Source organism: Rahnella sp. AA, from assembly GCF_002834385.1.
Taxonomy (GTDB): Bacteria; Pseudomonadota; Gammaproteobacteria; order Enterobacterales; family Enterobacteriaceae; genus Rahnella.
The window spans coordinates 337,122-352,295 of sequence record NZ_PITQ01000001.1 but is presented as its reverse complement, the minus strand read 5'-3'; the positions used below and the strand labels follow the sequence as shown (position 1 = coordinate 352,295).

Annotated in this window: 14 protein-coding genes; 5 read left to right on the top strand and 9 right to left on the bottom strand. The window is 51.8% G+C overall.

Features of this window, described 5'->3' with window-relative positions; translation table 11 throughout:
- Positions 1-294 precede the first annotated feature (294 nt).
- Entirely contained in the window at positions 295-558 is a 264-nt protein-coding gene (rpsT, locus tag CWS43_RS01595) for a 30S ribosomal protein S20 (RefSeq protein WP_013577064.1), read from the top strand.
- Between the two features lie 88 nt (positions 559-646).
- Here rpsT and nhaR read toward each other — a convergent pair whose 3' ends face one another.
- Positions 647-1,534, bottom strand: a complete 888-nt coding sequence (gene nhaR / locus CWS43_RS01590) for a transcriptional activator NhaR (protein WP_101075115.1) — start codon at positions 1,532-1,534, stop codon at positions 647-649.
- Between the two features lie 66 nt (positions 1,535-1,600).
- The gene (gene nhaA / locus CWS43_RS01585; RefSeq protein ID WP_101075114.1) at positions 1,601-2,779 is read right to left on the bottom strand and encodes a Na+/H+ antiporter NhaA; all 1,179 of its coding nucleotides are present in this window, start codon (positions 2,777-2,779) and stop codon (positions 1,601-1,603) included.
- Positions 2,780-2,802: 23 nt separating this feature from the next.
- Between nhaA and CWS43_RS01580 the strand changes: the two genes are divergently transcribed.
- Complete coding sequence (locus CWS43_RS01580; RefSeq protein WP_101075113.1) at positions 2,803-3,021, top strand: hypothetical protein; 219 nt, start codon at positions 2,803-2,805, stop codon at positions 3,019-3,021.
- Here CWS43_RS01580 and dnaJ read toward each other — a convergent pair.
- Together dnaJ and dnaK are read right to left on the bottom strand one after the other, a co-directional pair.
- On the bottom strand, positions 3,018-4,151 hold the full coding sequence (dnaJ, locus tag CWS43_RS01575; protein ID WP_101075112.1) for a molecular chaperone DnaJ: 1,134 nt from the start codon (positions 4,149-4,151) through the stop codon (positions 3,018-3,020). The two genes, CWS43_RS01580 and dnaJ, sit on opposite strands and share 4 nt — an antisense overlap.
- 100 nt (positions 4,152-4,251) lie before the next feature.
- On the bottom strand, positions 4,252-6,153 hold the full coding sequence (gene dnaK, locus CWS43_RS01570; RefSeq protein ID WP_101075111.1) for a molecular chaperone DnaK: 1,902 nt from the start codon (positions 6,151-6,153) through the stop codon (positions 4,252-4,254).
- A 319-nt stretch (positions 6,154-6,472) separates the two neighbouring features.
- On the opposite strand from dnaK, the gene satP reads away from it, so the two are divergent.
- Positions 6,473-7,072, top strand: a complete 600-nt coding sequence (gene satP / locus CWS43_RS01565) for an acetate uptake transporter (protein ID WP_101075110.1) — start codon at positions 6,473-6,475, stop codon at positions 7,070-7,072.
- Positions 7,073-7,152: 80 nt separating this feature from the next.
- Here satP and CWS43_RS01560 read toward each other — a convergent pair whose 3' ends face one another.
- From CWS43_RS01560 to tal, 3 genes are all read right to left on the bottom strand, one after another.
- A complete protein-coding gene (locus CWS43_RS01560) occupies positions 7,153-8,475 on the bottom strand; it encodes an MFS transporter (protein ID WP_101075109.1) in 1,323 nt (440 codons plus the stop codon).
- Positions 8,476-8,604: 129 nt separating this feature from the next.
- On the bottom strand, positions 8,605-9,192 hold the full coding sequence (gene mog, locus CWS43_RS01555; protein WP_101075108.1) for a molybdopterin adenylyltransferase: 588 nt from the start codon (positions 9,190-9,192) through the stop codon (positions 8,605-8,607).
- A 125-nt stretch (positions 9,193-9,317) separates the two neighbouring features.
- Positions 9,318-10,271 carry a transaldolase gene (tal, locus tag CWS43_RS01550; protein WP_101075768.1) on the bottom strand — a complete coding sequence of 318 codons (954 nt, stop codon included), beginning with the start codon at positions 10,269-10,271 and terminating at the stop codon, positions 9,318-9,320.
- Between the two features lie 275 nt (positions 10,272-10,546).
- Here tal and CWS43_RS01545 point away from each other — a divergent pair, with 275 nt between their 5' ends.
- On the top strand, positions 10,547-11,974 hold the full coding sequence (locus CWS43_RS01545; RefSeq protein ID WP_101075107.1) for a sodium:alanine symporter family protein: 1,428 nt from the start codon (positions 10,547-10,549) through the stop codon (positions 11,972-11,974).
- Between the two features lie 112 nt (positions 11,975-12,086).
- A complete protein-coding gene (gene yaaA, locus CWS43_RS01540) occupies positions 12,087-12,860 on the top strand; it encodes a peroxide stress protein YaaA (protein WP_101075106.1) in 774 nt (257 codons plus the stop codon).
- 69 nt (positions 12,861-12,929) lie between these two features.
- Here yaaA and thrC read toward each other — a convergent pair whose 3' ends face one another.
- Positions 12,930-14,219 carry a threonine synthase gene (gene thrC, locus CWS43_RS01535; RefSeq protein WP_101075105.1) on the bottom strand — a complete coding sequence of 430 codons (1,290 nt, stop codon included), beginning with the start codon at positions 14,217-14,219 and terminating at the stop codon, positions 12,930-12,932.
- Between the two features lie 24 nt (positions 14,220-14,243).
- Positions 14,244-15,173: a homoserine kinase gene (thrB, locus tag CWS43_RS01530; RefSeq protein WP_101075104.1), complete on the bottom strand. Its 930-nt coding sequence runs from the start codon at positions 15,171-15,173 to the stop codon at positions 14,244-14,246.
- Position 15,174 lies beyond the last annotated feature (1 nt).

Genomic DNA, 15,174 nt, shown 5'->3' with positions numbered 1-15,174 from the left:
CGATGAAAATCTTTCGTTGCATGCAGGGAATGCGTGACTTTTCGCATAAACAAAGCGTTAATGGCCGCAGTGGGCAGTTTGTACACTCTCCTGTCGATTTTTCTCGCGAAAGACTGTATTCCGATGCCGGAAGCTGTTAAAATCCTGCGCCATCACAACGTAACAAGCGACGATTAAAGTTCACGCTTAAAAGCGCCGCTTATTTGCACAAATCCGTTGACAAAAGAAGACCGAAAAGGCATATTCCTCGGCCTTTGAATTGTTCATCAATAGAAAAATATTTGGGAGTTGGCCTTGGCTAATATCAAATCAGCTAAGAAACGCGCCGTACAGTCAGAAAAACGCCGTAAGCACAACGCGAGCCGTCGTTCTATGATGCGTACCTTTATCAAAAAGGTATACGCGGCTATTGCAGCAGGCGACAAAGCTGCTGCACAAAATGCATTTAACGAAATGCAACCAATTGTGGACCGTCAGTCTTGCAAAGGCCTGATCCACAAAAACAAAGCAGCGCGTCATAAGTCAAACCTGACTGCGCAAATCAACGCAATGCAATAATCGCATTACGCTGAAATGCTTGATAAAAAAACCGGCTTATGCCGGTTTTTTTATATCTGAAATTTGAGTCTTTTCAGGCTGTTAAGTTTCAGGAAAATAGCGCCGAAAAATCAGTGTGACAAATCCGTTGTACCGAAGGATGCTGAATCATCCTTTCCGCAAAAATCACGTAATACTCTTCCATAATCCCGTCTACCCGCCCGACTTCTTCTATTTTCTCGTCCTGAAATTCTGTTGATGAGTAGATAGCCGGGGCGATAAAAATGGCATCGTTGTTCATGCCGAAGGCCTTCATCAGCGCCGCATCATCAAACTCACCGAGAATATTGACGTTCAGCCCCTGCGTGGTAAACCAGTTTAGCAATTTACGCCCAAGCATCGAACGGCGACCAGGGATAAGCAATGAACGTTGTTCCAGACAGGCAGGAAAATCCATACCTGACGGCGGATTACAGCAAAAGAAGCTGACCGGGCTTTCACCCAACTTCACCGAGAACAACCCTTCCTGCTGCGTGGAGTCCACCGGGCAATCAGACAGAATCATATCCAGCTTATGCAGGCTCAGTTGTTCCAGCAGCATTTCATGCGTCGATTCGAAACAGCGTAGATGGATTTGTGCGTTGTCGGGAACGGCTGCCTCTAATACCCGGCTGACCAACCGCTTAGATAACGCGTCCGCAACGCCAACATCAAACAACTGGCTAGACTCTTTGCGATAGTTCACGATATCCAGCATTTCCTGGCTGAGGATGAACATTTTGTCCGCATAGCGATAGACCAGCTGGCCCAGCTCAGAAGGGACTAGCCCGCGGCCCTGCCGTTTAAAAAGCTTTCCGCCCAGCCTTTCTTCCAGTGATTTGATCTGGCCGGTAATCGTCTGCGGGGTCAGATATAACGCCTCGGCGGCCCCCACTACAGAACCTGATTTACACACGTGCCAAAAATAATACAAATGGTTGTAATTAATATGAGGCATGTTTTCATCCTTCTCTGAAGCGCGAGATTGCTATCAGGCTGCACGACTCAGCGCGCAGCCTGTCAGTCAGTGTTTAACAACTTTCTTTGGCAAAGCACGATTCAACAGCGCATATCCCAATAGCGCCGAAGCCACCGACCCCATCAGGATGCCCATTTTCGCGTAAGTCAGCAGTGCCGGATCCCTCAGGGCGAAGGCCAGTGAACCAATGAAAATCGACATGGTGAAGCCAATGCCGCACAGCACGGAAACGGCTGAAATCTGGCCGAATGAAATCCCTGACGGTAAACGGGTGATGCCCAGTTTAAGTGCCGCACAGCTGAACAACATGATGCCCAGCGGTTTACCCAGCAGCAGGCCCGCCGCAATCCCCATCGGCAGCAGGGAAAATGCCCCGGAAGCCGTCACGCCCTGCAAAGAAATCCCCGCATTCGCAAAAGCAAAAATTGGCAAAATAAACCAGGCAACGTACGGATGAATACCGTGCTCCAGGCGGCGTGCCGGTGAAGCCTTATTTTCTTTGGTATTCAGCGGGATCAGGAAGCCAAGGATCACACCCGCTAATGTCGCATGGATACCTGATTTCAGAACACATACCCAGAAAATTGCGCCAATCAGCAGGTATGGCGTCAGTTTAGTGACCCCGCGCCAGTTCAGGCAGGCCAGCGCGGCGATGCAAACTGCCGACAACCCCAGCGCCATCATCGAGATATCGTGGCTGTAGAACAGTGCGATAATCACGATGGCACCCAGATCATCAATGATGGCCAGCGCCAGCAGGAAAACTTTTAGTCCGGTCGGTACCCGTGATCCCAACAGCGCCATAACGCCCAATGCAAAAGCGATATCCGTTGCCGCCGGGATGGCCCAGCCCTGACGCGCAATTTCGTCATTGCCGTTAAACAACAGATAAATCAGCGCCGGAACGATCATACCACCCAGCGCAGCGATTGCCGGAAACAGCGCCTGCTCGCGATTAGCCAGTGCGCCTTCACACATTTCACGTTTTACTTCCAGGCCAATCATCAGGAAAAACACCGCCATCAGGCCATCGTTAATCCACAGCAGAAGCGGTTTGTCGATCAGCAATTCAGAAAAACGCAGCGTGACCGGAATATCTAAAAAAGCCTGGTAAACACCCTGCAACGGGCTGTTCGCCATAACCAGTGCCACGACGGCAGCAATGATGAGCACAACTCCGCCCGCGGCTTCCATACGCAAAAAACGACGAATTAAATTCGACATTCTGACTCTCCTGTAGAATAAGCGTGGCTGAAAATGGTGCGCCACAATGGAATGCGCGAATTATACGCACTGACTCACTTCGTAAAAACTCGATTATTTCTGAATTATACTTCGGTTTTTACGAATCATTGGCTTCAGTGATTTTTGCTTACTTTCAAAAAAAAACCATAAAAAAATCCCCGGCGCGAATTGCTGCCGGGGATTTATCTGGACTGCCGTTCCTGTTCGCAGGAACCGGTTAACGTGTCAGATCATCGAAAAACTTTTTCACGCCGTCCAGAAAGCTTTTAGAGCGCGGGCTGTTTTTTTCGCCCGACACGCCACCAAAGCTTTCTTCGAGATCACGCAGCAATTGCTTTTGCTTTTCACTCAGGCTCACCGGGGTTTCAACCACAACGCGGCACAGTAAATCGCCTTGCGCGCCGCCACGGACTGATTTCACACCACGTCCACGCATACGGAATAATTTACCGGTTTGCGTTTCAGCTGGAATTTTCAGTTTCACGCGGCCATCAAGCGTTGGCACTTCAATTTCGCCACCCAGTGCTGCCATCGCAAAATTGATTGGCACTTCGCAGTACAGGTTGTTGCCTTCACGCTCAAAGATTTTGTGCGCTTTGACCTGAACCTGAACGTACAGATCACCTGACGGTGCGCCATGCTCGCCCGCTTCGCCTTCACCTTCCAGACGAATACGGTCACCGGTATCTACACCCGCAGGAATTTTCACGGACAGCGTTTTCGAACGTTCTACGCGGCCATGACCGTGACATTTGTTGCACGGATCTTTGATAACTTTACCGCGCCCCTGACAGGTCGGACACGCCTGTTGCACAGTAAAGAAGCCCTGACGCATCTGCACCTGGCCCGCACCGTGACAGGTTGGACAGGTCGTTGGTGAGCTACCCGCTTTCGCGCCGCTGCCGTGGCAAACGTCACATTCATCCAGTGTCGGGATGCGGATTTCTTTGGTGACACCACGAACGGCCTCTTCCAGAGTCAGATCCATGTTGTAACGCAGATCTGAACCCCGGCTGGCACGCTGACGGCGACCGCCGCCAAAGATGTCGCCAAAGACGTCACCAAAGATGTCGCTGAAATCTGCACCGCCGCCGCCGTAACCACCGCCACCGCCCATGCCGCCCTGTTCAAAGGCTGCATGACCGTACTGGTCATAGGCCGCGCGCTTTTGCGCATCGGTCAGAATTTCGTAAGCTTCTTTAATTTCTTTAAATTTGCTTTCAGACTCTTTATCGCCCTGATTACGGTCAGGGTGATGCTTCATTGCCAGGCGCTTGTAGGCCTTTTTGATTTCGCGCTCATCGGCCGTTTTGGAAACGCCCAACAGCTCGTAATAATCTTGCTTCGCCATGCTTTTTCCTGCCCTCAACATGCGTGCACGGGCGTAGAGTTTCCTCGACGCCCGTGCTGGTTTTCAGTAATGAACTCTTACTGTGCCCGCTAAAGGGCGATTATTTCTTGTCTTTAACTTCTTCGAATTCAGCATCAACAACGTCGTCATCTTTCTTCGCGCTGTTATCGCTGCCTTCGGTCTGGCCTTGCTGCTGAGCCATTTCCATCAGTTTGCCGGAAACCTGAACCAGCGCCTGGATTTTCGCTTCGATATCAGCCTTGTCTTCACCTTTAGCAGAAACTTCCAGTGCTTTCAGGGCTTCTTCAACCGCAGTTTTGTCTTCAGCTGGCAGTTTGTCGCCGGCTTCTTCCAGTTGCTTACGGGTTCCGTGGATCAGGTGGTCCGCCTGGTTGCGGGTCTGAACCAGTTCTTCAAACTTACGGTCAGCTTCAGCATTCGCTTCAGCATCGTTGACCATTTGCTGGATCTCTTCTTCCGTCAGACCAGAAGATGCCTTGATGGTGATCTTCTGCTCACGGCCGGTATTTTTGTCTTTCGCAGACACATGCAGGATACCGTCGGCGTCAAGGTCGAAGGTCACTTCGATCTGTGCCTGACCGCGTGGCGCTGCCTGAATACCGTCCAGGTTGAACTGACCCAGAGATTTGTTGTCACTCGAACGTTTACGTTCACCCTGCAACACATGGATGGTTACTGCAGACTGGTTGTCTTCCGCAGTAGAGAACACCTGGCTGTGTTTCGTCGGGATAGTGGTGTTTTTGGTGATGAGCGGAGTCATCACGCTGCCCATGGTTTCGATACCCAGAGACAACGGAGTCACGTCCAGCAACAGAACGTCTTTAACATCACCCGCCAACACACCACCCTGAACTGCTGCACCGATTGCCACAGCTTCGTCCGGGTTCACGTCTTTACGTGGTTCTTTACCAAAGAATTCAGCCACTTTCTTCTGAACCATTGGCATACGCGTCTGACCACCGACCAGGATCACGTCCTGAACGTCAGATACAGACAGACCTGCGTCTTTCAGAGCCACTTTCAGTGGTTCAATACAACGGTTAACCAGGTCTTCCACCAAAGATTCCAGTTTTGCACGGGTCACTTTGATGTTCATGTGTTTTGGACCGGTTGCATCCGCAGTGATATACGGCAGGTTAACGTCGGTCTGCTGAGCAGAAGACAGTTCAATCTTCGCTTTTTCAGCCGCTTCTTTCAGACGTTGCATTGCCAGCGGATCATTACGCAGATCCATACCTTGTTCTTTCTTAAACTCTTCAACCAGATAGTTGATCAGACGGCTGTCGAAGTCTTCACCACCGAGGTGAGTATCACCGTTGGTTGCCAGAACTTCGAAGGTTTTTTCACCGTCAACTTCGTCGATTTCGATAATAGAGATATCGAAAGTACCACCACCCAGGTCGTATACCGCGATAGTGCGGTTACCGATTTCGCGATCCAGGCCGTAAGCCAGTGCCGCAGCGGTGGGTTCGTTGATGATACGTTTGACTTCCAGACCTGCGATACGGCCGGCGTCTTTCGTTGCCTGACGCTGTGCATCGTTGAAGTATGCAGGTACGGTGATAACAGCTTCAGTTACTGGTTCGCCCAGATAATCTTCAGCAGTTTTCTTCATTTTCTTCAACACTTCAGCAGAGATCTGCGGAGGTGCAATTTTCTGACCTTTAATGTCGATCCAGGCGTCGCCGTTGTCGGAGCCTACGATCTGGTAAGGCATGATGCCTTTATCGCGTTGTACTTCTTCATCCTGGAAGCGACGGCCAATCAGGCGTTTGATCGCAAACAAGGTGTTCTGCGGGTTGGTCACTGCCTGACGTTTAGCCGGAGAACCTACCAGAGTCTCGCCATCTGCCGCATAAGCGATGATGGAAGGAGTGGTGCGGTCGCCTTCAGCATTCTCCAGTACACGAGCAGTCGTGCCATCCATGATAGCTACACAAGAGTTGGTGGTGCCCAGGTCGATCCCAATAATTTTACCCATCTAAAACGTCTCCACTTAAATTCATATTCGTTCAGGTTGCTACTGTATATGAGGATGATCTTTTCGATTTCAACAGCCCCATATTACGGTTTTACCGACGGTAACAACTGCGGTTGAGGATAAGATGGGGCCATGACGCTCAGCATCAAGGGGCAAAGTGAAAAAAAATCTTCAATTGCTGTTACGCCAGATCAATGTTTACTGACGCAACCCTCCTTATGATGCCGCGCGCTTCCAAAGATATGCGGATTTTTTACCCATTTCCCAAGCGTTTCTTCCCCCGATTATCAATTAATAATAATTCTGATACAGAGGATCTATGCAGACCAAAACGTTGGCAAATCCAGGCCCGCTCGGGTTAATGGGATTTGGTATGACTACTATCTTGTTGAATTTACACAACGCAGGCTTTTTCCCGCTGACCGCCGTTATTGTCAGCATGGGTATTTTTTATGGTGGTTTGATTCAAATCCTTGCAGGGATGATGGAATTTAAAAAAGGGAATACCTTCGGCACCACGGCGTTCACCTCCTACGGTGCGTTCTGGCTGAGCCTGGTCGGTATTCTGATGCTGCCACGCATGGGCATGGCCGATGCCAGCAGCGAAAGTTTCCTGGGCGCTTATCTGGGTATCTGGGGCGTCTTCACTCTCTTTATGTTTTTTGGCACGTTGAAAGCAAACCGTGGTTTACAGGTCGTTTTCGGCAGCCTGACCATTTTGTTTGCCCTGCTGTGTTTCGGCAACATGACAGGCAATACAGCAGTTCTGCATTTTGCCGGTTTTGAAGGTATCTTCTGTGGCGCCAGCGCGATTTATCTGGCGATGGCCGAAGTGATTAACGAACAGCATGGCCGTACCATTTTGCCAATCGGCGAACCCAAAAATCACACAGCTGAAGTGAACGCTGTCGCGGCATAATGCACGGTGTTTCAGACGAAAAAGCCCCGTTCATCCGGGGCTTTATTTTTTGTGCTAAGAATGTGTTTAAAAAACGTTGATTACTGGCCTGAAGCGGCGCGCTCTGCAAATTTAGCTTCGCGGGCGGTTTCACTGTTCAGATCACGGCTGAGATAAATGCCGGTCAGTAAACCAATCACCGATAATGCCAGTACGTAATAAGCCGGTGCCATTGGCGTCAGGCGCATAATGAGCGTCACGAACACCGGCGTCAGGCCGCCGAAAATGGCGTAGGCCACATTGTAAGAGAAAGAGATCCCCGTAAACCGCACTTCCGCCGGGAAAGCCCGCACCATCACATACGGCACCGCACCAACCACACCTACGCTTAAACCGGCCAGCGCGTACATGCCCATCAGCACGGACGGGTCGGCTGCAACCATATGATAGAAACTCCAACTGCAAATTCCGAGGAACAGGCTGCCAATAATGAACGTTTTGCTGGCACCCAGACGATCCACAACGCTGCCCGAAATAATGCAACCAAACATCAGCGCAACAGTAGCAAGGCAGTTGGCCTGCAACGCCGCAGCTGCCGGAATACCAAACTGTTTTTGCAGCCACGTCGGCGTCATCAGAATGACGACTACGATCCCCGCAGATAGCAGCCAGGTCATCAGCATCGACACCACGATTTCTTTTTTATGATTCGCGACCACCGCCTTCAGCGGCAATTCTTCTGCCAGCGCCTTGTGGGCTTTCATCTCGATAAAGACCGGCGTTTCCTGCAACCACCGGCGCAGGTACATAGCGATCAACCCGAAGATCCCGCCGATAAAGAACGGAATGCGCCAGCCATATTGGCCGATCGTGGCAGGTGTCATACTGGTGTTAAGTAAAGTTGCCACCCCGGAACCCAGCAGAATACCCATCGTCAAACCGGCCGTCAGCGTTCCGCAGGCAAAACCAATGCGGTTGCGCGGAACGTGCTCCGCCACAAAAACCCAGGCGCCCGGCACTTCGCCGCCGATCGCTGCGCCCTGCAAAATACGCATCAGCAGCAGCAATAACGGTGCGGCAATGCCAATCGAAGCGTACGTCGGCAGGAGCCCCATCGCCAGCGTCGGTAACGCCATTAGCAGAATACTCAGGCTGAACATCCGCTTGCGGCCAACCAGATCGCCAAAGTGCGCCATGATAATGCCGCCCAGCGGACGCGCCAGATAACCGGCGGCAAAAATGCCAAACGTCTGCACCTGACGCAGCCAGTCGGGCATATCAGCCGGGAAGAAAAGGTCGCCAATAACCGCAGCGAAGAAGACGAAAATGATGAAATCGTAGAATTCGAGGGCGCCGCCCAGCGCAGCCAGGGAAAGCGTTTTGAAGTCCTGCCGGTCCAGCCGGCGCGATTGTGCGTGTTGCATAAGAGTCCGTGTGACGCCAGAGTGAAAATGGAAACGGTTTTTGCCGCTTTTTGTAAAGTAATTATTACTATAGCGGCAAATATTTTTCACACCAGAGCGCCTGAATCTTATTTCAAAAACAAAGCGTATTCAGTTTTTTGTGTCGCGACGGGCACTTTTTGGACGAAATGCTGCTACCACATGGTCGTGCGTTTCAATATACGGCCCGTCTAGCAACTGGATGCAGTAAGGCACGCTGGCGAAAATACCGGAAACGATCACTTTGCCCTCTGCATCTTTCAGCCCTTCCAGCGTTTCCTGAATGGATTTGGGCTGGCCCGGTAAGTTGAGGATCAGTGCCTGCTTGCGGATCACGCCGACCTGACGCGATAAAATTGCCGTCGGGACAAAGTGCAGGCTGATCTGACGCATCTGTTCACCAAAGCCCGGCATCTCACGATCGGCGATGGCCAGCGTGGCGTCCGGTGTCACATCACGGCGCGCCGGGCCAGTTCCGCCGGTGGTCAGCACCAGATGACAGCCGCTTTCATCGACCAGCTCGCTGATCGCCTGTTCAATCAGAGGCTGTTCATCGGGGATCAGCTTTTTTTCCAACTTAAAGGGCGTAATAAGCGCTTTTTCCAGCCAGGCTTCGAGAGCCGGAATACCCTTATCCTGATAAACACCACCCGACGCACGATCTGAGACCGATATCAGACCAATTCGTAATTTATCCATGCCATTTTCCTCACAGCATTTTTCTTCGTAACAGCCTTCAGTATATCGGTAACGGGGCAAGGGTTTTATCGCAGAGACAAAAAAAGCGGCTGGTTAGCCGCTTTTTGTCGAAAACTGATTGATGATTACAACAGGTCAGAAATCATTTTTTCCAGTTTGCCCTGGTCTACTGCAAACTTACGGATGCCGTCAGCCAGTTTGTCGACAGCCATCGGATCCTGGTTGTGTTCCCAGTAGAACTGAGCTTCAGTCAGTGGCGCAGGACGTGGCTTGGTTTCGCCGGAGAAGGACAGTTTGCGTTCCAGCGGGCCTTCACTTTCTGCCAGCTCTTTCAGCAGAGCAGGTGCGATGGTCAGACGGTCACAGCCAGCCAGTTCGATGATTTCGCCGATATTACGGAAGCTTGCACCCATCACGACCGTCTCGTAGCCGTGTTGTTTGTAGTATTCATAGATTTCAGTCACGGACACAACGCCCGGATCTTCATTCGGTGCGAACTCTTTTTTGTCGCCATTGGCTTTGTACCAGTCGAGGATACGGCCAACAAATGGAGAAATCAGGAATACACCCGCTTCTGCACAAGCACGCGCCTGAGCGAAGGAGAACAACAGCGTCAGGTTACAGTTGATGCCTTCTTTTTCCAGTTTTTCCGCCGCGCGGATACCCTGCCAGGTAGAAGCCAGTTTGATCAGGATACGGTCATTGCTGATGCCCGCATCGTTGTACAATTTGATCAGGCGTTTGGCTTTCGCCACGCTTGCGTCGGTGTCGTAAGACAGACGTGCGTCAACTTCAGTCGAAATACGGCCCGGGACCAGTTTCAGGATTTCCAGACCGATGTTCACTGCCAGCTTATCAGCGGCATCAGTAATCTGCTGAGCATGATCGCTGCTCTGGTCACGTGCCCAGGCGATTGCTTCGTCGATCAGTTTACGGTATTCAGGAATTTGCGCAGCGCTGAGGATCAGGGACGGGTTAGTGGTCGCATCCTGCGGCTGGTACAACTTCATTGCCGCGATATCTCCGGTGTCAGCAACAACCTGAGTCATTTGGCGTAGGGAAGTCAGTTTATCGGTCATTTTGGCATATCTCATCGTTTGGACGTTTTCGTATAGGCATTTTCATGCCTTGCCTTTGGCTGATGATAACATGCAAAAAGCCACGCGCAAGGCGCTTATCGCGGCATGCTCGGCTACGAACATCTATGGATTTCTCACCTTCCAAAACACACAAAATCAGCCAAAATGCATATGTCACCCTGCCGATAAAAAAGGTATGTTACCCCTCCAAAGTGGTCATGACCTTTGAGCCAATAAATAAAAACGATGAAGGGTGAATCAACCAAGGATAACTCATGAATGATCTGCTGGATTTTTTCGACACCATTCTCTGGAGTTCCATCCTGATTTATCTGCTGTTTGGAACCGGTATTTATCTCACGTTTCGCCTCAGTTTTATTCAGTTCCGCCGCGTTCGCCATCTTTTCTCTCCGGCACTTTTTAAGCCGAATCAGGACCCGCGCGGTGCGTCAGCCTGGCGCGTACTTTGCCTGAGCCTCGCTTCGCGCATCGGTACCGGGAATCTGACCGGCGTTGCAATCGCCATCACACTGGGCGGTCCGGGGGCTATCTTCTGGATGTGGGTAATAGCGCTCTTCAGCATGGCCACGGCACTGATTGAAAACACGCTGGCGCAGATATACAAAGGGGCGGGCGAGCGCGGTAAATTTCGCGGCGGCCCGGCAGATTACATGGAGAAAGGGCTGGGCATGCGCTGGATGGGCATTTTGTTTTCCTTCCTGATGGTTGTCTCCTGCGGCTTTGTTTTCAGTGCGTTACAGGCTAATTCCATTGCTCAGGCCTCCTTTCATTTGCTGCACGTTCCCCATCTGACCACCGCCGCTATTCTGGCTACGATGACCGCCTTACTGATTTCTGGCGGTATACGTTCTGTTATCTGGCTGTCCAAATGGCTGGTTCCGCTGATGGCCTTTGCGTACCTGCTGCTGGCGGTCTGGGTCATCGGCCACAATATCGAAAAACTGCCGCAAGTGATCGCGCTGGTTTTCAAAAGCGCTTTCGGCCTGCAGGAAGCCGCCTCTGGCGCACTGGCCTACGGCGTCACGCAGGCCATCACTCAGGGAATGCAACGTGGCGTTTTTGCCAGTGAAGCGGGTGTCGGTTCGTCACCAAACGCGGCGGCGATGGCGTCGGTCAGCCACCCCGCCGCCATGGGTTTCAACCAGATGTTTGCCGTCTTCATCGATACTTTAGTGATTTGCACGGCAACGGCTCTGATTGTGCTGACATCCGGTGTGCTTGACCATCCGGATGCGCCCTTTGGTATCCGCTTGTTGCAGCAGGCTATCACGCCCGCGACGGGTGGATTGAGCCACATCGCACTGGCCGTGCTGGTGTTTTCTTTCGCATTCACGTCGATCGCCGGAAACTACGTTTACGCCGAGAATAATTTAAGCTTCGTGCACAACGCCGCGCCAGCTAAGCGGCTGATTTTTCGTTTGCTGGTCATCGTGATGGTATTCGGTGGCTGTCTGGTGGAATTACAGATGTTATGGAAGCTGGCCGATATATTTATGGCACTGATGGCAATACTCAATCTGACAGCCCTGTTACTGCTTTCAGGCATCGCGGTCAAAGTGGTGAAAGACTATGAGCGTCAGCAGCGCATGGGAAAAATACCGGTCTTTAACCCTGATCATTATCCTGAATTGCGTGGCCAGTTAGAACCTGGTATCTGGGATAAATCCCCTCCCCGACGCTGATTTCCCAAGCTTTCACCTATCGATATCATGCCTCCATCCCAGTGACTTTTTTGCTACAGTATGGCAACGAAAAATCCCGGATTTGAACCGTCACTGACCAACGGACGCGATTATGCTGACTATTATCTCACCTGCCAAAACGCTCGATTACGAAAGTCCGCTTGCGACAACGCGCTATACGCAACCAGAGCTGCTTGATAAATCCAGCCAACTGATTACGGTGGCACGCAAATTATCCCCTGCACAGATATCTTCACTGATGGGGATCAGCGATAAACTGGCCCATCTGAACGCCGAACGCTTCAATGACTGGCAGCCGGATTTCACGCCGGAAAATGCACGTCAGGCGTTACTGGCGTTCAAAGGTGACGTTTATACCGGCTTACAAGCCGAAGACTTCAGCGAAAAAGATTTCGATTTTGCCCAGAAACATCTGCGGATGTTATCGGGTTTGTACGGACTTCTTCGTCCGCTGGATCTGATGATGCCGTATCGCCTGGAAATGGGTATCCGCCTGGAAAATCCGCAGGGGGCCAATCTTTATGCCTTCTGGGGTGAGTTACTGACCGAAAAACTCAACCAGCTGCTGAGCGAACAGAAAAGCAAAGTGCTGGTGAATCTGGCGTCCGACGAATATTTCAAAGCGGTAAAACCTAAACTGCTGGATGGCGAAATCATCAAACCTGTTTTCCTCGATGAGAAAAATGGCAAATACAAAGTCATCAGCTTCTACGCGAAGAAAGCACGTGGCCTGATGAGCCGCTTTATCATCAAAGAGCGTCTGGATAAGGCGAAACAATTGCAGGATTTCAATCTGGAAGGTTATGCCTTTGACGAGTCACGATCGCAGGGCAACGAGCTGGTCTTTACCCGCCCTGAACGCTGACTCCCCTTTCTGCGCCCGTAAAAAAGCCCTCACGAAGAGGGCTTTTTGCATTTCAGAATGCCACGTACTTTATTCAGGCAATGCCATCAGGAATGCGCGCATTTCGCTGAAGTCTGCCGGCAGATTGTGCGACAGCAATGGCAGATCAGCGCGATCCGCCAGCTCTTTCGGCAAGCCGATATCCTGATCCAAAATCGCTTCCACGCTTTCTTTGAACTTCGCCGGGTGCGCCGTGCCGATGAACAGGCCGAATTCGCCCGGTTGCAACTGGTCACGCAGAACGCGGTAAGCAATGGCGGCATGCGGTTCAGAGATGTAACCGATATTCGCCAGCTCGCGCATCGCGTCTTCCGTGGTGTCATCGCTGACCGCACCAAAACCGAGATCTTTCAGCTGCCAGGTTTTACGGCGATACAGTTCTTCCACGCGCGGCCAGTTGTTAGGCTGGCTGACGTCCATGGCGTTCGACAATGTCGCAACGGTTTTCTTCGGTTCCCATTCGCCGTTAGACAAGAAGCGCGGCACGGTGTCATTCGCATTAGTCGCCGCGATAAAGCGTTTCACCGGCAGACCGAGAGATTTCGCCAGCAAACCGGCGGTAAGGTCACCAAAGTTACCGCTTGGCACGGAAACGACCAGCTGATTACGGGCTTCCTGCGGCAGTTGCGCCACGGCTTCGAAGTAATAGCAAATCTGCGCCAGCAGACGGCTGATGTTGATGGAGTTCGCGGAGTTCAGTTTCAGCGCATGTTTCAGTTCCTCATCATCAAACGCCTGCTTGACCAGCGCCTGACAGGCATCGAAATCACCATCGATAGCCACGGTGTGAATATTGCCACCGAGAGTACAGAACAGTTTTTCCTGAAGCGGGCTGATTTTGCCGCGCGGATACAGGATCACCACACGAACGTTTTTCAGACCATGGAAAGCGTGCGCCACAGCAGCACCGGTATCACCGGATGTTGCGGTCAGGATCGTGACCGGCTGATCGCCAGAAACCTGAGTCAGGATCTGCGCCATGAAGCGGCCACCGAAATCTTTAAATGCCAGGGTCGGGCCGTGGAACAGCTCCAGACAGGCAATATCATCGTCCACTTTTGCGACAGGCGCCGGGAAGGCAAACGCGTTTTTCACGCGCTGGTGTAATTCTTCTTCAGGAATTTCATCGCCGATGAAAGCAGAAAGAATACGCGTACTGCGGGTGACGAAATCCAGATCCAGCAGACGGTCAATTTCAGTCAGCTCAAACTCCGGCAAGTCGAGCGGGAAGAATAATCCCTGCTGTTTACCCAGCCCTTGTTTGACGGCCTGAGCAAAGCTGACCTGCTCGTTGTGATCCTTCAGGTTGTACAGTTTCATTAGTTATCCCAATAAATTATCGAGTTATCCCAATACCCGCGCGCCAGCGGTATCAAGACGACAAATATGAACAAAGCCTTCGTCATTTTGCAGATAGTGCGTCTGCAGCCAGTCAGCCATACGCTTCGCCGTTGCGCTGTTATTGCAAACCGCAAACAACGTCGGTCCTGAGCCGGAAATACCACAGGCCAGTGCACCAATTTCTTCCGCCGCGCTGCGTGCTTGCGCAAAACCCGGCAACAGGCGCGTACGGTAAGGTTCCGCAATCACATCTTTCATCAGCTTCGCAGCCAGCGCCGGTTGCTGTATGTGGCAGGCATGAATGAAGCCCGCCAGATACCGCCCGTGGCTGATACAGTCCTGACGACGATACTGCGCCGGTAAAATCGCGCGGGCTTCCGCCGTAGAAACTTTAATGCCCGGATACGCCATGACCCACAGCCAGTCGTCAAAACCTGGCACGTTCTGGCTGATGATATCCAGCTCTTCAAGCATCAGCTGGATGCCGCCCAGATAGCACGGTGCGACGTTATCAAAATGCACGCTGCCGGAAATTCGCCCTTCAAGCTCGCCCATCAGCTCCAGCATTTTGTTATCGCTGAGCGGCTTGCCGCAGAACTCATTCATCGCCATCAGACCGGCAACCACCGAACAGGCGCTGGAGCCCAGCCCGGAACCGATCGGCATATTTTTTTCCAGCGTCATCGCCACCGGCACATCTTTGCCGATTTCCTGGCAGAAACGCTGCCAGCACTGATAAACGATATTGTCTTCCATCCGGTCAGGCAGTTTAGAAACAAACTTGCCTTCGTTTTTCAGGCTAAATTTTGCGGCGGCTTCTACCGATACGCAATCACCCAAAAGCGTGCCATCCACCGGAGACACTGCCGCGCCCAGAACATCGAAACCTACGCTGACGTTCCCAATTGACGCCGGGGCATACACCTTAACCATA